The organism is Neptuniibacter halophilus (genome assembly GCF_030295765.1).
GTDB lineage: Bacteria > Pseudomonadota > Gammaproteobacteria > Pseudomonadales > Balneatricaceae > Neptuniibacter > Neptuniibacter halophilus.
The window spans coordinates 2,760,721-2,777,890 of sequence record NZ_AP027292.1 but is presented as its reverse complement, the minus strand read 5'-3'; the positions used below and the strand labels follow the sequence as shown (position 1 = coordinate 2,777,890).

14 protein-coding genes are annotated in these 17,170 nt (G+C 54.9%); 7 read left to right on the top strand and 7 right to left on the bottom strand.

Annotation, left to right across the window (positions count from 1 at the left end):
• Positions 1-26 precede the first annotated feature (26 nt).
• Positions 27-2,534, top strand: coding sequence for a nitrite reductase large subunit NirB (gene nirB, locus QUD59_RS12965; RefSeq protein ID WP_286241032.1), 2,508 nt, complete (start codon positions 27-29; stop codon positions 2,532-2,534).
• A 27-nt stretch (positions 2,535-2,561) separates the two neighbouring features.
• Positions 2,562-2,909 (top strand): nitrite reductase small subunit NirD, encoded by a 348-nt coding sequence (gene nirD, locus QUD59_RS12960; RefSeq protein WP_286237496.1) that lies wholly within the window; start codon positions 2,562-2,564, stop codon positions 2,907-2,909.
• 135 nt (positions 2,910-3,044) lie between these two features.
• Here nirD and QUD59_RS12955 read toward each other — a convergent pair whose 3' ends face one another.
• From QUD59_RS12955 to QUD59_RS12940, 4 genes are all read right to left on the bottom strand, one after another.
• Positions 3,045-3,350, bottom strand: coding sequence for a hypothetical protein (locus QUD59_RS12955; RefSeq protein WP_286237494.1), 306 nt, complete (start codon positions 3,348-3,350; stop codon positions 3,045-3,047).
• On the bottom strand, positions 3,340-5,055 hold the full coding sequence (locus QUD59_RS12950) for a PepSY-associated TM helix domain-containing protein (protein WP_286237492.1): 1,716 nt from the start codon (positions 5,053-5,055) through the stop codon (positions 3,340-3,342). Before QUD59_RS12950 ends, QUD59_RS12955 begins: the two co-directional genes overlap by 11 nt.
• A 73-nt stretch (positions 5,056-5,128) precedes the next feature.
• The gene (locus QUD59_RS12945) at positions 5,129-7,189 is read right to left on the bottom strand and encodes a TonB-dependent siderophore receptor (protein ID WP_286237490.1); all 2,061 of its coding nucleotides are present in this window, start codon (positions 7,187-7,189) and stop codon (positions 5,129-5,131) included.
• Between the two features lie 163 nt (positions 7,190-7,352).
• Complete coding sequence (locus QUD59_RS12940) at positions 7,353-7,922, bottom strand: DUF1285 domain-containing protein (protein ID WP_286237488.1); 570 nt, start codon at positions 7,920-7,922, stop codon at positions 7,353-7,355.
• 143 nt (positions 7,923-8,065) lie between these two features.
• Here QUD59_RS12940 and QUD59_RS12935 point away from each other — a divergent pair, with 143 nt between their 5' ends.
• From QUD59_RS12935 to QUD59_RS12915, 5 genes are all read left to right on the top strand, one after another.
• Positions 8,066-9,019 carry a methylenetetrahydrofolate reductase gene (locus QUD59_RS12935; RefSeq protein WP_286237487.1) on the top strand — a complete coding sequence of 318 codons (954 nt, stop codon included), beginning with the start codon at positions 8,066-8,068 and terminating at the stop codon, positions 9,017-9,019.
• A 211-nt stretch (positions 9,020-9,230) separates the two neighbouring features.
• On the top strand, positions 9,231-9,971 hold the full coding sequence (locus QUD59_RS12930) for a TetR/AcrR family transcriptional regulator (protein ID WP_286237486.1): 741 nt from the start codon (positions 9,231-9,233) through the stop codon (positions 9,969-9,971).
• Between the two features lie 104 nt (positions 9,972-10,075).
• Positions 10,076-12,454, top strand: coding sequence for an efflux RND transporter permease subunit (locus tag QUD59_RS12925; protein WP_286237485.1), 2,379 nt, complete (start codon positions 10,076-10,078; stop codon positions 12,452-12,454).
• Positions 12,429-13,226: an outer membrane lipoprotein-sorting protein gene (locus QUD59_RS12920; protein WP_286237484.1), complete on the top strand. Its 798-nt coding sequence runs from the start codon at positions 12,429-12,431 to the stop codon at positions 13,224-13,226. The genes QUD59_RS12925 and QUD59_RS12920 overlap by 26 nt, the downstream gene beginning before the upstream one ends.
• Before the next feature lies 1 nt (position 13,227).
• A complete protein-coding gene (locus QUD59_RS12915; RefSeq protein WP_286237483.1) occupies positions 13,228-14,436 on the top strand; it encodes a TonB-dependent receptor in 1,209 nt (402 codons plus the stop codon).
• Positions 14,437-14,454: 18 nt separating this feature from the next.
• On the opposite strand, the gene QUD59_RS12910 is transcribed toward QUD59_RS12915, so the two are convergent.
• The 3 genes from QUD59_RS12910 to QUD59_RS12900 form a co-directional block, all read right to left on the bottom strand.
• Complete coding sequence (locus QUD59_RS12910) at positions 14,455-15,222, bottom strand: retropepsin-like aspartic protease (RefSeq protein WP_286237481.1); 768 nt, start codon at positions 15,220-15,222, stop codon at positions 14,455-14,457.
• 137 nt (positions 15,223-15,359) lie between these two features.
• Positions 15,360-15,734 carry a translation initiation factor Sui1 gene (locus QUD59_RS12905; protein WP_286237477.1) on the bottom strand — a complete coding sequence of 125 codons (375 nt, stop codon included), beginning with the start codon at positions 15,732-15,734 and terminating at the stop codon, positions 15,360-15,362.
• 93 nt (positions 15,735-15,827) lie between these two features.
• Positions 15,828-17,147, bottom strand: coding sequence for a deoxyguanosinetriphosphate triphosphohydrolase (locus tag QUD59_RS12900; RefSeq protein WP_286237476.1), 1,320 nt, complete (start codon positions 17,145-17,147; stop codon positions 15,828-15,830).
• Between the last annotated feature and the right edge of the window lie 23 nt (positions 17,148-17,170).

Genomic DNA, 17,170 nt, shown 5'->3' with positions numbered 1-17,170 from the left:
AGACAAACAATATGGGTACAGAGTCTATGGCTACGAATTCAGGTAAACGTCAGTTGGTGGTGGTCGGTAACGGCATGGTCGGACACCACTTTGTCGAAAATTTTGTAAACAGCCCGGTTGCGGCTGATTACGAGATCCATATTCTGGCAGAAGAGTCCCGTGCCGCTTATGACCGGGTTCATCTCTCCGAGTACTTCAGTGGCTCCAGCTACGAAGATCTCTGTCTGGTCGAAGATAATCTGTATGAACAACATGGCGTGCAGCTTCACCTCAGTGAAGGTGCTACGCAGATCGATCGCGATGCAAAGCAGGTCATTACCGCCGAGGCAGCATACCCCTACGATACCCTCGTTCTTGCCACCGGTTCCTACCCGTTTGTGCCCCCAATTCCGGGTAATGATGGTGAGGCCTGCTTTGTTTATCGCACCCTTGAAGATCTGGATAAGATTCAGGCCTGTGCACAAAATGCCAGCGTGGGTGTGGTAGTCGGTGGCGGCCTGCTCGGCCTTGAAGCTGCCAATGCTCTGAAATCTCTGGGCCTGAAAGCCCATGTCGTGGAGTTTGCTCCGCGCCTGATGCCGGTTCAGTTGGATGAAGATGGCGGCGCGCTGCTGAAACGTAAGATCGAAGATCTGGATGTTGAGGTGCACTGCGAGAAAGCCACCAACGAAATCGTTGCCGGTGAAGAACACACCTACCGCATGAACTTCAGTGATGGCAGTTATCTGGAAACCGACCTGATCCTGTTCTCTGCCGGTATCCGGCCACAGGATACGCTGGCACGCAGCAGTGATCTGTCACTGGGCGAGCGCGGCGGGATTCTGGTGAATGATCAGTGTCAGACTTCCGATGCCGATATTTATGCCATTGGTGAATGTGCGCTGTGGAACAACCAGATTTTCGGTCTGGTCGCTCCCGGCTACACCATGGCGAAAACGGCTGTAGCCGCCATCGCCGGCGAAGACGCCGCATTTACCGGTGCCGATATGAGTACCAAACTGAAACTGCTGGGCGTTGATGTGGGCTCCATCGGTGATGCCCACGGCAAAACTCCGGGCAGTGTCAGCTACCGTTATCTGGATGAAGACAGTCAGGTCTACTACCGTATTGTGGTCTCTGAAGACCGGAAAAAACTGCTGGGCGCTGTACTGGTCGGCGATAACAGCAAATACGATACCCTGCTGCAGTACGCGCTGAACGGTATCGATCTGCCTGAGAAACCGCAGAGCCTGATCCTGCCCTCTCTGGATGGTGCTGCCGCGCCAACCCTTGGCCCTGATGCCCTGCCGGACGAAGCGACAATCTGCTCCTGCCTGAATGTCACCAAAGGTCAGATCTGCTGCTCCATTGACGAGGGCGCCACCTCCGTGGCCGATGTCAAAGATGCAACTAAAGCGGCCAGCGGCTGCGGTGGTTGTGCGGCAATGCTGAAAAATCTGGTCGACCATGAACTGGGCAAACGCGGTATGGAAGTCAATACCGACCTCTGCGAACACTTTGCCTACACCCGCGAAGAGCTGTATCACATCATCCGGGTTGAAGGCATTCGCAGCTTCAGCGAGCTGCTGGAGAAACACGGCAAAGGCCTCGGCTGTGAGATCTGTAAACCGACTGCGGGCTCCATTCTCGCTTCCTGCTGGAACGATCACATTATGGAGGAACCGCTGGTCAGCCTGCAGGACACCAACGATACCTTTATGGCCAACATGCAGAAGAACGGTACCTACTCCATCGTTCCCCGCGTGGCTGGCGGTGAAATCACCCCGGATAAACTGATCGTGCTCGGTCAGGTGGCGAAAAAATATAACCTCTATACCAAGATCACCGGTGGTCAGCGCGTCGATCTGTTTGGTGCTCAACTGCATGAGCTGCCACTGATCTGGAAGGAACTGGTCGATGCCGGCTTTGAAACTGGCCACGCCTACGGCAAATCCCTGCGTACCGTGAAGTCTTGTGTTGGCAGCACCTGGTGCCGCTATGGGGTGAACGACAGCGCAGGCATGGCGATCAGGCTGGAGAACCGCTACAAGGGACTGCGCTCACCACACAAGATCAAGTTTGCGGTTTCTGGCTGTACCCGTGAGTGTGCCGAAGCCCAGAGTAAGGATATCGGCGTTATTGCCACCGAGAACGGCTGGAACCTCTACGTTTGCGGTAACGGCGGTATGAAACCGCGCCACGCCGACCTGTTTGCCACCGATCTGGATGATGAAACCCTGATCCGTTACATCGACCGGGTACTGATGTTCTACGTCAAAACCGGCGACCGACTGCAGCGCACCTCGGTCTGGATGGAGAATCTGGAAGGGGGTCTGGAGTACCTGAAGTCGGTTGTTATCGACGACAAACTGGAAATCGGTGCCGAACTGGAATCACAGATGGCACACGTTATCTCCACCTACCAGTGTGAATGGAAGAGCACGCTTGAGGATGAAGAGAAACTGAAGCGGTTCCGTACCTTCGTTAACAGCGAAGAGCAGGCGGATCCTCAGATTGTGCATATTATCGAGCGTGATCAGATCCGCCCGGTTTAACCCAGACTCAGAGCAAGGAGAACGAAAATGACTGCAAATCCTAACGCCAACTGGACCCGTCTCTGCAATAAAACCGATCTGGTACAGCATTCGGGAGTGGCCGCTCTCTATGAAGGGCAGCAGGTCGCTCTGTTTTACATCCCCGGTTACCAGGAGGAGGTTTACGCCATCGGTAATCAGGACCCGTTCAGTGGGGCCAACGTGCTGGCCCGAGGCCTGATCGGTGATCTGGGTGGCGAAATTATGGTCGCCTCCCCTCTCTACAAACAACACTTCTCGCTGAGTTCCGGCCAGTGTCTGGAAGATCCGGAAACCCGGGTTCCGGTCTGGCCGGTACGCCTCAACGGCGAGCAGGTAGAAATTCTTCAGGCCTGAACCTGTTTGACTGTGCATAGGCTCAGGGAAGAGTGATGTCGGCTGCAGGAATCCTATACCCATAGTTCTTGCAGTTTTTCCCCCGAAATTGAGATCGGGATTTTTAACCGCAGACAGTTGTCTGCGGTCTTTTTTTTAGCGGCTCACCTCACCCATATCCACCTCGACCACATGACCCGGCCCTGCATCGAGCAAAATGAAATAGTCGGTTTGCGGCAGCGGAAAACTGAACCCTTCAGCCTTCGCCTCGCCACTTGTGAGTAGCTGATCCGCATATGAGATCACCTCAAAGGGCAGATCTTTAGCGGAACTGCCATCAGAAAAACCCGCCTGACAGTGAATATCGGTATCCGCTTCCCGGCACTCCATAAACAAGCTATGAGCACTGGCATGGCTGGCGCAAAAACCAAACAGTAAAGCAACAACTACATTAACGCGCATCGATGGTCTCCTCTGCGTCCGGCAGCAGGCTCCAGGCGGTCTGATAAGCCTCGCCCTGCCAGGTGATAGCGGTCAGCCAGAGCTGACTCTGCTGATCGATCTGTTTAGGTAACTGAAGGTGCACATGCTTGGCGCCGATGGGCCCGTGAATTAACGTACCCGGCGCCCTCAGAGTCCGGGGCTTGCCCACCCGTACATAGAGAAATTTAATCGCCTTCAGCGCTTGCGCATCGATCTGAACATTGAGGTTGGTTTTACCACCCGGACGGATCGGTGACATGTTCTTTTCCAGCAGCCCGGCAAACGCGTTCATCGACACCCGCCACGGGCCGATCGCCTTTTCGCTGTAGATAAAGCCACTGTTTTTGGTGCCTTCACTGCTCAGGGAGAGCGCAATTCCGGTGCCCATAATAATCCCGACCAGAGCCAGAATGTTCAGGTATTTGAAGACCCCCATCGGGCCGCCCCAGGGTTTAACCCATTGCACCAGCGTGCGAAGTTTACGGCTCAACCCGGAACGAACCGCTGCCTTACGCGCCGCTTTGCGGGTGCGCTTGTAACTGATCAGCAGGCCACTCATCGCCAGAAAGGTCATGCCCAGCCCACCGATAAAGTAGAGGGTTTTCACCAGCAGATCCGGCCCCCCGGTCACCGCCCAGGTACCGTAGTGCAGCGGACGCATGGCCAGATCTGTGCGCTGCATAGCACTCAGATCGTTCACAGCATGAGTCTCCAGAATCTCTCCGCTGAACGGGTGTACCATCACCCGGTTACCGCGCCACTCACTCAGCAACCAGTTATCACCACTGGCGATCACCTCATAGGGATCGGAGTTATGCTCCGGCGGATTGATCACATCCACCTGCCAGTCGGGGTATCTGGACAGTACCCGTTGTACGGCCTCCTGCGCAGAGATCATCTGCGGTGTGACACCATTCTGAAACTGTTCCAGATCTTCGTAGCTGAGCAATGGCTTACGCGGCATCGGTTCCACCAGCTCCGGTGCACCAAAGTATTTCACAAAGGGATCTTCATAAAACCACCAACTGCCCGTAACACCGATGATCAGCACCAGCCAGAGACTCCACAGACCCACCAGCCGGTGCAGATCGGCCAGCAGAACACGCAGATTGCCGCACCGGGGCAGTTTAAAGAAGTAACGCCAGAACTTAGGTACGGCAATCAGCCCGCTGATCAGGGAGATCAGCACCAGCAATCCCAGCCCGTTAACCAGACTGTTGCCTATGGCAGGCAGAAACAGCGTGGCATGAAGAAAGCCAAGAAACTGCCCCAGCGAAAGCAGCACCGTATCGCCTTTCACTTCGCCGGAGTAAGGGTCTATCCAGGCATGACGATAACCACCGTCTGCATCAATGTAACGGGCATAGGCGTTGAGATAGGGGTGGTTTTCACTGCTGCGGAAGAAAAACATACCGTTGTCAGGGTACGCCGCCTGCAGTCTGTCCAGCAGCTCCCCCGCATTCAGACGTTCTTCCTGCACTTCGGCACGCATTTCAGGGTGAATCAGCCAGTCCAGTTCCTGCTGAAATACCGCCAGCGCTCCGGTGAGCAGCACGACCGTCAGTAACAGGGTTAATTTCAGGCCCACAAAACTGTGAACCAGATACGCCAGATACTGCTTTGAATAGCGTTTCTTTTTCTTTGCCACACTGGCAGTACGCGGATCGGTAGTGGCCGTGGTCATAATAATTTTCCAGAAATAAATAAGCCCGGCCTCTGCCAGAAGGGGGTGGCAGAGGCCGGGCGTGGACCCGTGATCAGAACTTATAGCGGGCGTTCAGAGTCGCGTTCAGCTTCTCGCCAAAACCACAGTCCGTGCCATTGGAACGACACCAGGAAACATAGGTCTCATCGGTCAGGTTTTTCACATCGGCGGTGAATTCCCAATCGCCGGTTTCGAAGCCAACCATCGCGTCATACAGGGTTACACCCGATACTTCCGGCGCGCCGCCCCAACCAACATTGGAGCCAACACGACGGACACCGACACCCACCCGCCAGTGGTCGCTCAGGTTGTAGGTGCTCCACAGGGAGGCCTGCTTCTCAGCAACATAGGGCAGAGGACCGCCATCGCCGTCTTTGGCATTGATACCCGAAAGGTTAACCAGCGTGCTCAGGCGACCCCATTTGCGGCGCACTTCCAGCTCCCAGCCATCGATTGTGGCACCGACCTGCTGCAGACCACCCGGCGTGAGGCCGTTGGTTACACGGTTGAGCTGCTCTATATCAAATTGCGCCAGCGTTACGGCGGTATTGCCATCATCCGACAGATATTTGATACCGTATTCCACCTGTTCACCTTCAGTCGGCTCAAGAATGCCGCCAAGGCCATCACTGCCGGTATTGGCCTGGAACGACTCAGAGTAACTGATATACGGCGAGAAACCGGATTCAAACTGATACATCAGTCCGGCCTGACCGGTCAGCGCGCTGGACTCTGCCGCGGGCGAGCCCTGCTGAGTGGTTTTAACATTGTCATGTCGCAGCGCTGCGGTCAGGACAACCGGTCCCCAGTTGATATGATCCGCTACATACAACCCCAGTTGTTCGGTCGTAACCGAAGGGTTATCGGTACCGCTGCCAACCAGTGTGGGTTCACTGCCGTAAACCGGGTCATACGCATTAATGGTTGTGCCTGCGCCGCTGAAGCGGCCCCATTCATCGATCTCGATATCCTGCTGATCCACACCGATGATCAACTGATGCCGGGTCGGCCCCCAGTTCAGGTCACCTTTCAGGCGTGCATCCCAGTTCAGGCCCTGAGTGCTTTTCTCAATCGCGTAATAGGTACGGCCGATATTGCCATCCGCATCCGGCGCCACACCGATGTTGGCCCAGTGCTCGCGGGTACTGGTTTCCGCATCCACGTAACGTGCCACCGCAAAGAAGCTCCACTGGTCATTAAAACGGTGATCGATTTCAGCGGTTAACGCAGACTGTTCGCGATCGTATTTATCCCAGCCCGGCTCACCAATGTAGGTGGAAGGATCAAGAAAACCCTTAGGCCCCTCGATCAGGGTGCCCTGAGTCGGCAGGAACTGCGCGGTGATTCCACCTTCGTTCTTCTGATAGTTCGCCATCAGTGTCAGCTTAGTAGCATCACTGATCAGCCAGGTCAGAGAGGGGTTGATCAGCAGTTCATCATCATCCACATGATCGACCTGAGTGCCGCTTTTACGTGCCAGACCCACCATACGGAAGAGGAAGCGGCCCTCGTCATCCAGCGCGCCGGTCCAGTCTGCCGCCAGTTGCTTACGGCCGAAGGAACCTGCCTGAGCCCAGATTTCGCCCTGGGTTTCTGCCTGCGGACGTTTGGTTACGGAGTTAACAATGCCACCCACGGAACCCTGTCCATAGAGCACCGATGACGGCCCTTTCAGCACCTCGACCTGTTCCAGTGCATAAGCGCTGGGACGCACGTTATTGTAGGAACCATAGAGAGCACGCAGGCCATCCAGATATTGCAGCGGAGATACGCCACGTACCTGCGCCGAATCGATTCGGGTATCGATACCGAAAGCACCGGCATAGATACCCGAGGTATACAGCAGGGCGTCCTGAATATTTTTCGCCCCGGTGTCTTGCATAAAGGACTGGTCAATAATCGCTACCGAATAGGGCAGTTCTTCAAGCGGTACACCCAGCTTGCTTACCTTCGGGGCTTGCTCCAACGGAGACAGGGCCACCTCTGATTCCTGACCGACAATGGTGACTTTATCGCTGTGATGAATCTCTTCACCGGCTGCCTGAACAAAAACCGATGCTGTGCTGAGCGATGCCGCTGCTACACAGAGGGTGAGATATCTCCGCTGAACCATCTGACTCTCCTGAAACTGATAATTAAGAGAGCCGAAATATACTTGATAATGATTATCAAAAACAACACTAAATGAGAATTATTCTTGAATGTAAATTTTGTAAATAATCTGGACTCGTTAACCCACCCCTCACGCAGGGCCTGCACAATCCGGCACCGGCTTATCAGTCATCCAGAGCACCGAGAATAAACCGCTCACCGCAGCTCTCGATGGCCAGCACTTCACGACCATCGACAGCGCAAGGCTCAGCCATCTCTACTAACTGATAGAACAGATTGCGGTGGATCAACCCCTTCATGCCAAAGCGAACCTCAAGATAGGGCGATGGCTCGCCGCTTTGCGGACAGGTTTCCACCCAGAGGCGCTGCTCCGGCCCCGCGGTGATACGGTCGCCGGTTGTGCTGACAAAGATCAGTTCCGGGCCGGACTCACCCTCAGCCTGTTCCAACTGAGTGAAAAGAAAAGGCGCATCTTCAACCTCTATACCCACCTTCTCCACCGGCGTTTTCAGAAAGTAACGCCCCTCTTCCAGCCACAGCACCCGGGAAAACAGATTGACCATCGCCTGCCGGCCAATCGGCGTACCCATATAAAACCAGCGCCCGTCCCGGGCAATCCGCATATCGATATCGCCGCAGAAATCAGGATTCCATTTCTCCAGCGGCGGAATTCCCTCCCCCGTCTGGCTGATCGCCTGACTGGCTTTGCCCAGATCAAAACCTTGCTTACTCATAGCTGCTCCTGCGTGATTTTTGAAAGCCTATTAATATTGCTCAACTGTGACTTAAAAACTTTCATCTTATAACCTAAACACATGAATAATATTAATTGTTAGAATGTTCAGCAATTAAAGTTCAGAAAGCGCACACCAATACCATGAAACCGGATCTTACAACCAAGTTTAGCGATAGCAGCCGTGGCGTCTATCTGTTTGGCACCACGCCACCGAAACAGAGTACCTCTGAAGACGCCGCTGCGGAGATCGCCGATAAACTGCTGCAACGTCTGCAGCATGTGGAATATGACGGCCTGATCGTTTATGACATTCAGGACGAAACCAGCCGTATCGACAAACCACGTCCGTTTCCCTATATGGAAACGCTGGATCCTCGCGCCTATTCCCGACTGATCCGGGAGAAAGCCGACAAGCCGGTGATCACTTATAAGAGTGTATCTCAGCGCGATAAAGCCGCCTTTATCGACTGGCTGGATGAAGCCTGGAACGAGTACGGTGTACGCGACACGGTACTGGTGGGCAGCCCGTCATCAGAGGGCGAGGTTCAGCTTAGCCTGAATCATGCGTACGCAGCACTGGCCGAGCATCCGGCACAGTTCCAACTGGGCGGTGTCACCATTGCCGAACGCCATGCCAGCAAAGGAAATGAACATGAGCGTCTGATCAGCAAAACCGCGCAGGGTTGTGAGTTCTTCGTCTCTCAGGCGGTGTATAACGCTCAGGCGACAATCGACATGCTCAGCAGCTACGCCCGCAAATGCCGTGAAGACGGCGTTGCACCAAAACGCGTGATCCTGACCTTCACCCCGTGCGGCAGCACCAAAACACTGGAGTTTATGGAGTGGCTGGGTATCTCCGTACCTGAAGCGACCCGCTTCCGGATTATGGATGCGCACAGCCCGCTGCAGGAATCGATTCGCATCTGCCGGAATAACCTTGAGCAGATTCTGGAAGCGGTAATGCCGCTGGATATCCCGATTGGCCTGAATATCGAAAGCCTGACCAACCGTAAAGAGGAGATCGATGCCTCCATCCGCTTGTTCAAGCTGCTGAAATCTATTGTTGACCTGAAACTGGCCGAAGCCGACCTGTAGTAACCGGCTGAAGCCGATCATTCAACAAGATATCCCCACCTGGGCCGCCTGATCAGCGGCCTTTTTTTGTTGCAATTTCTTCTCTCAATCTACTCAAAACTCTCTGTTTGTTGTCAATTTGCCAACAACCTGTTCCAAAGTACCGGTTGTTTAATGATCAGATCAGCGCTATTTTTGACGAATCGTCATTTATACCGGATCCGACAAGATTATGAGTCCCAAACTCGTTGACAGAGCAGAGATTGAAGCCCGCGAAGAAGCCATCATGCAGCAGGTACTGGTGCTGATGGCTGAACAGGGCGTAGCCGGTGTCACCATTGATAAAGTGGTCGCCCGCCTGCCCTTCTCTAAAGGTACCGTCTACAACCACTTCAGTTGCAAAGAGGACCTGCTGACCGGAGTCTGCAACCGCAGTCTGAAAAAACTGATCGAACTGTTTGAACGGGCCGGACGGTTTTCAGGAAACACCCGGGAACAGATGCTGGCGGTGGGCTATGCCTACCTGTTGCATGCCATGCTCTATCCGGTCGAATTTATGCTGGTGATCTCCGCCAAGACGCCGGCGGTTAAAGAGAAGTCCTCCAGCGAGCGTCAGGAAACGCATCTGGAACTGGAAAACCGCCTGCTCAGCAGCCTGCTGGATATCATCCACCGGGCGCAGCTCAGTGGCGAGCTCAAAGCCCCTGCCCACCTGAACTCACAACAGATCGCTTTTTCTCTCTGGTCGATGAGTTTCGGCACCATTGCGCTGCTGCACGAAAGCCTCGACCGCTGCAATGTGCGACAGGATATGCAGGTAAAACGGGAGCTGATGAATAACTGCCATCTGATGCTCGATGGCCTCGGCTGGAGCCCGGACAGTAGCAGACATGACTGGGAAGCATCACTGGCGCGGTTTGACCGGGAACTGTTTGCTACCGAGATCGCCGCCTTAAGTACCACAACAGAATAAGTAAAACCTCAGGTTACCGGCGGGAAACCGGAGGCCTGACACCCAATAATAACTAACCCTGGTTCTGCGGAACCCAGCCCCACAAGGGCTCATGGAGCAGTAAAATGCGTGACCGTTTATTCAGAAGCGTACTGAACCACCCTGTCTGGGTGCTTCTGCTAAGCCTGATCTTTGTTTTCAGTGCCGCTTACGGCGCTAAAAACCTCGTATTCAAGAGTGATTACCGGGTCTTCTTCAGTGAAGAAAATCCACAATTAACCGCATTTGAATCGATGCAGAAGATCTACAGCAAGAGCGACAATGTGGCCTTTATCATCTCCCCGGAAAATGGTGAGGTGTTCACCCCCGAGACCCTCGCCGCAATTCAGGAGATCACCACTGAAGCCTGGCAGGTGCCCTACTCAACCCGGGTAGACTCGATTACGAACTATCAGCACACCTGGTCGGAAGAGGACGACATGATCGTCGAGGATCTGGTACTGGATCCCGGGACGCTGACCCCTGAGGATATGCCACGCCTGAAGCAGATCGCCCTCAGCGAACCGCTGCTGGTGAATAAGCTGATCTCTGCCAGAGCCCACGTGACCGTGGTGAATATCACCGTCCAGCTACCCGGAGAAAATCCGGTAGTGGAAGTGCCGCAGGTGGTGCAGAAAGTCCGCCAGATGCGGGATGATTTCAGCAGTGCACACCCCAACCTTCAGGTGCACCTCTCCGGTATGGTGATGATGAATAACAGCTTTGCCGAAGCTTCCATCAACGATAACGCCACTCTGGTTCCACTGATGTTTCTGGTCGTCATTATCGGTATGATGCTTCTGCTACGGGCGTTCAGCGGTACCTTTGCCACTCTGCTGGTGATCATCTTCTCCATTGTCAGCACCATGGGGCTGGCAGGCTGGAGCGGCTTTTTCCTGACCGGCCCCTCTTCCAGTGCACCGATTATGGTCCTGACGCTGGCAGTGGCCGACTGTATCCATATCCTCACCACCATGTTCTACGAGATGCGACAGGGCGTGGATAAACGTAAAGCGATTGAGGACAGTCTGCGTATTAATCTGCAGCCGATCTTCCTGACCAGCGCGACCACTGCGATTGGTTTCCTCAGCCTGAACTTCTCTGACTCACCACCGTTCCGGGATCTGGGCAACATGGTGGCAGCAGGGGTCATGCTGGCGTTTCTCTTCTCCGTCACGCTGTTCCCTGCCCTGCTGCGTATTCTGCCGATCCGCGTTAAACAAGAGTCCGATGTTGAACGTAACGACCTGATGCACCGCCTGTCAGAGTTTGTGATTTCTAAACGCCGTGCGCTGTTGCCGGGTATGTCGCTGCTGATGGTGGCGGTGATTCTGCTGCTGCCGATGAACCAGCTCAACGACGACTTTGTGAAATATTTTGACCAGAGTGTGCCGTTCCGTCAGGCCACCGACTACATGCAGGACAACCTGTCCGGTATGACCACCATGGAGATCTCTGTGGATGCCGGTGAAGCCAGCGGTATCAACACCCCGACCTTCCTGAAAACCCTCGGCGATCTGACCGACTGGTTACGTGCACAGCCGGAAACTGATCACGTTAACAGCCTCAGCGATATCATTAAGCGCCTGAATAAAAACATGCACAGTGATGATCCTGAGTATTACCGTCTGCCCGAGGACCGGGAGCTGTCAGCCCAGTATCTGCTGCTCTACGAGATGTCCCTGCCTTACGGTCTGGATCTGAACAACCAGCTCAACGTGGATAAATCTTCCACCCGGGTGATTGCCACCTTTAACAACCTGACCAGTACCGAGCAACTGGAACTGGAAGCGCGTATCTACCAGTGGTTCAGCGACAATGCACCGCAGTATCAGGCCCAGATAGCCAGCCCGAGCCTGATGTTTGCTCACATCGGCCAGCGTAATATCTACAGCATGCTGATCGGCACCGCACTGGCACTGGTTCTGATTTCGGTCCTGCTCGGCTTTGCCCTGCGCTCCGTCCGCTTCGGTTTTATCAGCCTGATTCCTAACCTTGCACCGGCAGCCATGGGCTTCGGCGCCTGGTATCTGATCGATGGTCAGGTGGGTCTGGCCCTGTCGGTCGTGGCCGGAATGACGCTGGGTATCGTGGTGGATGATACGGTTCACTTCCTCAGCAAATACCTGCACGCCCGGCGTGAGCGTGGCAAAGATCCGCGTGAGGCGGTTGGCTACGCCTTTGCCAGCGTGGGCCGTGCCCTGTGGATTACGACCTTTGTTCTGGTCGCCGGCTTCCTGGTACTGGCCCAGTCCAGCTTTAAGGTGAATGCAGATATGGGGCTGCTGACCGGCCTGACCATTCTGATCGCTCTGATCGTGGACTTCCTGTTCCTGCCCCCGTTGCTGATGAAGCTCGATAAACACAGTAAACCGGCCCACCAGCCGGAAAACCAGCCATTACCGACGCAGACGGTTACCGATTCAAAAGGAGAGAATAATGACACTGTTAACCAAACCGCTTAATGCCCTGATTATCGCCGGCCTGATCGCCCTGCCCGGGCTGGCGCTGGCTGAAACTGCGGAAGAGAAAGGTCTGCGTATCGCCGAAGAAGCCAAGGCCAGTGATCTGGGCTGGCAGGATATGCAGGCACAGATGAATATGATCCTGCGCAACAAGCAGGGTCAGGAGAGCCTGCGTGAGATCCGCATGAAATCGCTTGAGGTCGAAAACGACGGCGACAAAAGCCTCTCGGTATTTGACCAGCCACGGGATGTAAAAGGGACTGCGTTCCTGAGCTTCTCTCACCCGGTGGGTGCCGATGATCAGTGGCTCTACCTGCCAGCTCTGAAACGGGTTAAGCGGATCGCCTCGCGCAACAAATCCGGCCCGTTTATGGGCTCTGAATTTGCCTATGAGGATCTCTCCTCCTTTGAGGTGGAAAAATACAGCTACAAATTTCTCCGCGATGAAGCCTGTGAAGGCGGCACCTGCTACGTGGTTGAACAATACCCGGTGGATAAAAACTCCGGTTATACCCGTCGTGTGGTCTGGCTCGATCAGGCGGAGTACCGCCCGTGGAAGGTGGATTTCTATGACCGCAAAGACTCACCGCTGAAAACGCTGACCTACCATGATTACACCGAGTACGAAGGTAAACACTGGCGCCCGGCGCTGATGAAAATGGTCAACCACCAGACCGGAAAAAGCACTGACCTGACCTATCAGGCCTATGAGTTTAAAACCGGCCTGAGCGATGCAGACTTTAACAAGAACACCCTGAAACGGGCCCGTTGATATGAGTAAGCGGACACTAACAACCTGTCTGCTGGCTGCGGCGGGGATCATCCCCGCCCTGCCCGTTCAGGCAGAAACCTATTATGAACTCTCAGGTAAAGTCAGCGGCGAACTGCGTGCCTTCACGCAGGATGCGCAGTTCCCCCATCAGGATTATGACACCAACCTGTCGTTCAGCATTGAACCGGAGTTTTTCTGGGAGTGGAACGACGGCAACGACAGCCTGACGTTTTCCCCGTTTCTGCGTATTGATGAGCAGGACAGTGAACGAACCCACGCCGATATCCGTGAACTGAGCTGGATCCACGTGGAAGATGAGTGGGAGCTGCGCCTTGGGCTGCGCAAAGTGTTCTGGGGCGTCACCGAGTTCAATCATCTGGTGGATGTCATCAACCAGACCGACGGGGTCGAAGACTTTGACGGCGAGGATAAACTCGGCCAGCCGATGCTCAATCTGTCTCTGGTCAGGGATTGGGGTATTGTCGATCTGTTCCTGCTGCCGGGGTTCCGTGAACGCACCTTCGCCGGTGAAAACGGACGCCTGCGCAGCGGTCTGGTGGTTGATACGGACCGTGCAGAATATGAATCCGCTGCCGGGCAGAAACATCTCGACACCGCAATCCGCTGGAGCCATACCCTGGGTGATTTCGATCTGGGCGCCTACTGGTTCCACGGTACCAACCGCGATCCGTTGCTGCAGGCACGCATGGTCGATGGCACGACCCGGCTGACCCCCTATTATGAGCAGATTGATCAGGTGGGGCTGGATCTGCAGGCCACCATCGACAGTTGGCTGTGGAAACTGGAAACCATTCACCGGGACAGCAGCCGGGAGAGCTTCTGGGCCGCTCAGGGCGGTTTCGAGTACACCTTCTACGGTCTGAATGAATCGGCTGCCGATCTCGGCGTTTTGCTGGAATATGGCTGGGACCAGCGTGGCACTGACGCGGATGCCGCGATCCAGAACGACCTGTTTATGGGTGCACGGCTGACCCTCAACGATGCTGCCAGCAGTGAGCTACTGGCGGGAATCAGTCACGATCTGGATTATCATAGTCACAGTCTGATTGTGGAGGCGAGCCGCCGTTACGGCGACAACTGGAAGTTAAGTCTGGACGGGCGCTTTTTCTCTGCTGATGACAGCCGGGATCTGAGCTATCAGATCCGTCAGGATGATCATCTGCAGTTAACGCTGGAACGCTATTTCTGAGAAAGGTGTGTTGCTATATCAGTTAGCTGATGTTTCATCCGCAGCAGCAGGGGCATCCCGAAGCTGCTGTTCCAGCGTCTCCAGCTCCAGCAGTTGTGCCTGCAACTGCTGGTACTTCTCCGGGTCCCAGATAATCTGCTGACTTTCCCGATCTAGCTGATACCGGGCATTGAGCAGAAAATCCATCCCCAGTAAGCCCTGACTGGCAACACCCCCGCCCTGAAAATCGATCACCCCGGCACGGACATTTTTTGCTTTATAGGGGCCGATCTCAACCCGATCGAATATCACCTCGCTGGTCTGCACCACACTGCCATCTGCAATCCGTGCCGCAGCGCCCGGCCTGAGCTGCGCACCCAGAGAGCTGATCGCATGCTTATGCACGACCGTGTAGGAGGCACCGGTATCCATCACCAGTTCCAGCTCGACCGAGCGGGCGCCATAAACCAGCTTTACGGGCAAACTGATACGGTTAGCAACAAAACGGTAGGGAGTGACCCACTGCTGCATCGCCTCTTTAATCTGATTGCGCTGCCGGGAAACCCGGAGTCGGAACTGGTCAGTCTGACGTTGCTGCTTGCGCTGGTTGAGCAACTCCGGGGAGAGCTGATCCCGCTCCTCCTCACGCACCTCCAACTGATCGCGATAACGCGCCGGCACCTTGTTCAGCCGGTCAACAAATATCTTCCTGCCGGAATCATCCACATACTGGTAGATCCGGGCCTGAGCAGGAGAGATTAACAACCCGCTCAGCAGCAGACCGATCAACGTGTGTCGCAACATCATCCATCCTCCCGGTTATGCTCCCCGCTCAGCCGAGGAAACCGCTCAATCCTTTGAACATAAATATCAGCACAATGAACATAAAGCCCAGTGCAAAACGGATCAGCCAGCAGCGAGTACAGCTTTTCTTGCCTGCCATATCAGCCCCCCGCCAGCTTCACTTTGAAGCCCTCTTTTTCCAGCGCCGCTTTCAGCTTTTCACGGTGATCACCCTGAATCTCAATGGTGCCATCCTTCAGCGCACCGCCGGTACCGCAACTCTTTTTCAACTTTTTCAGCAGTGCTTTGAGCTCTGCCTCTGCCACCGGAACCCCGGAGATGGTGGTGACCCCTTTGCCTTTACGACCGGAGGTTTCACGACGGATGCGGACTATACCATCCAGCCCCTGCAGGCGCTGCTGATCTTCCAGTTCGGCACAGATACAGGCGTCGATCGCTTCGCCACAACCGGGGCAGAGCTGCCCTTTTTCAGTAGAGTAAACCAGACCGCTGAGTTGATCTTTCAGGGATGCCACTTGCTTCTCTCTTTATCTTAGGGAAAAGCATAGTATAAGGGAGTTTTCGCTGCGGCTCTAAACAACTTCTGCCTCACCGGCTACACCCGGGACCTAACTCAGACCACCGATCTGACGTGCCAGATAGGTGGCATAGTTGTCGGTCATACCGCTGATAAAATCCAGTGCCCGCATATAAGCTTTGTAGAGCGGCAACGCCGGATCAGGTGCATGAATACCCATCAGGCTGATGATCCGCTCACTCCGGTAACTCAACCCGTCACCCCGCAGATGGTGGTTATCGTAGACCGCATTACAAAACGCTTCGAGTAACACACCAAGCGTGGTGTAAGCCCCGACCTCCAGCTCGGTCTTGCGGGTATCCGGAAAAACCCGCTCCCGGGCCAGTGACTTCGCCCGGCGCAGGCCATCGCGCACATCCGTCTCACCGTCTGCCAGCAGCTCGCCCCGGTACTCACCACGCATAATGGCTGGCTGATTCTGCATATACGCCTGCACTGCAGAACCCACCATAAACTCCATCGCCCTGCCGCGCATGGCCGAAATTTTACGCCGTGCAGAAGCCTGCGAAGTGAAGATATCATCATCAAAACTGGCATCTCCACAGAGCTGCAGAAGGATCGGTTTGATTTCATCAAAGCTGAGAATATTCAACTCGATCGCATCTTCCAGATCGAGAATGGCGTAACAGATATCATCTGCCGCCTCCATCAGATAGGTCAGCGGGTGTCGGCACCAGCGATCCTCCCCGGAGGCGACCAGCCCCAGCTCCCGCCCCAGTTTATTAAGTATCTCCAGCTCGGTCTGATACGCACTGAACTTGCCTTTTTCACCCGCATGCGCGGCACTCCAGGGGTATTTCAGCAACGCACCCAGCGTCGGATAGGTCAGGCGCAGACCGCCATCAAACAGATGGTTTTCTATGCGGGTCACCACCCTGAATCCCTGAGCATTGCCCTCAAAGGTCATCAGATCGAGCCGTTCTGCCGCACTCAGGTTATCCAGCAGAGGACTGTTCTGCTGACGTTTAAACCAGTCCCGAATGGCATACTCTCCGGCGTGGCCGAAAGGAGGATTACCAATATCATGAGCCAGGCAGGCAGACTGTACGATCATGCCGATGTCATAGGCACTGGCCCACTCCGGCAGTTGCGACTGAATCAGTTCACCTACCCGAATACCAAGGCTCCGGCCCAGGCTGCCGACCTCAATCGAATGGGTCAGCCGGGTGTGGATATGATCGTTGAGCGACATAGGGTGAACCTGAGTCTTACGCCCCAGTCGTCGAAATGCACTGGAGAAGATAATTCGGTCCTGATCTTTGTGGAAATGACTGCGACCTATCTCCTCTTCGGTCAGTTCGGCGTGTCCATAGCGTTTAGTGGTTAACAAACGTTGCCACTGCATCTCCATCGATTCTCTCCATCGCTGAGAAG

Excerpts from the sequence above, each read along its gene's own strand:
- nirB (WP_286241032.1), top strand. The coding sequence starts at position 27 with ATGGCTACGAATTCAGGTAAACGTCAGTTGGTGGTGGTCGGTAACGGC.
- nirD (WP_286237496.1), top strand. The coding sequence starts at position 2,562 with ATGACTGCAAATCCTAACGCCAACTGGACCCGTCTCTGCAATAAAACC.
- QUD59_RS12955 (WP_286237494.1), bottom strand. The coding sequence starts at position 3,350 with ATGCGCGTTAATGTAGTTGTTGCTTTACTGTTTGGTTTTTGCGCCAGC.
- QUD59_RS12950 (WP_286237492.1), bottom strand. The coding sequence starts at position 5,055 with ATGACCACGGCCACTACCGATCCGCGTACTGCCAGTGTGGCAAAGAAA.
- QUD59_RS12945 (WP_286237490.1), bottom strand. The coding sequence starts at position 7,189 with ATGGTTCAGCGGAGATATCTCACCCTCTGTGTAGCAGCGGCATCGCTC.
- QUD59_RS12940 (WP_286237488.1), bottom strand. The coding sequence starts at position 7,922 with ATGAGTAAGCAAGGTTTTGATCTGGGCAAAGCCAGTCAGGCGATCAGC.
- QUD59_RS12935 (WP_286237487.1), top strand. The coding sequence starts at position 8,066 with ATGAAACCGGATCTTACAACCAAGTTTAGCGATAGCAGCCGTGGCGTC.
- QUD59_RS12930 (WP_286237486.1), top strand. The coding sequence starts at position 9,231 with ATGAGTCCCAAACTCGTTGACAGAGCAGAGATTGAAGCCCGCGAAGAA.
- QUD59_RS12925 (WP_286237485.1), top strand. The coding sequence starts at position 10,076 with ATGCGTGACCGTTTATTCAGAAGCGTACTGAACCACCCTGTCTGGGTG.
- QUD59_RS12920 (WP_286237484.1), top strand. The coding sequence starts at position 12,429 with ATGACACTGTTAACCAAACCGCTTAATGCCCTGATTATCGCCGGCCTG.
- QUD59_RS12915 (WP_286237483.1), top strand. The coding sequence starts at position 13,228 with ATGAGTAAGCGGACACTAACAACCTGTCTGCTGGCTGCGGCGGGGATC.
- QUD59_RS12910 (WP_286237481.1), bottom strand. The coding sequence starts at position 15,222 with ATGATGTTGCGACACACGTTGATCGGTCTGCTGCTGAGCGGGTTGTTA.
- QUD59_RS12900 (WP_286237476.1), bottom strand. The coding sequence starts at position 17,147 with ATGGAGATGCAGTGGCAACGTTTGTTAACCACTAAACGCTATGGACAC.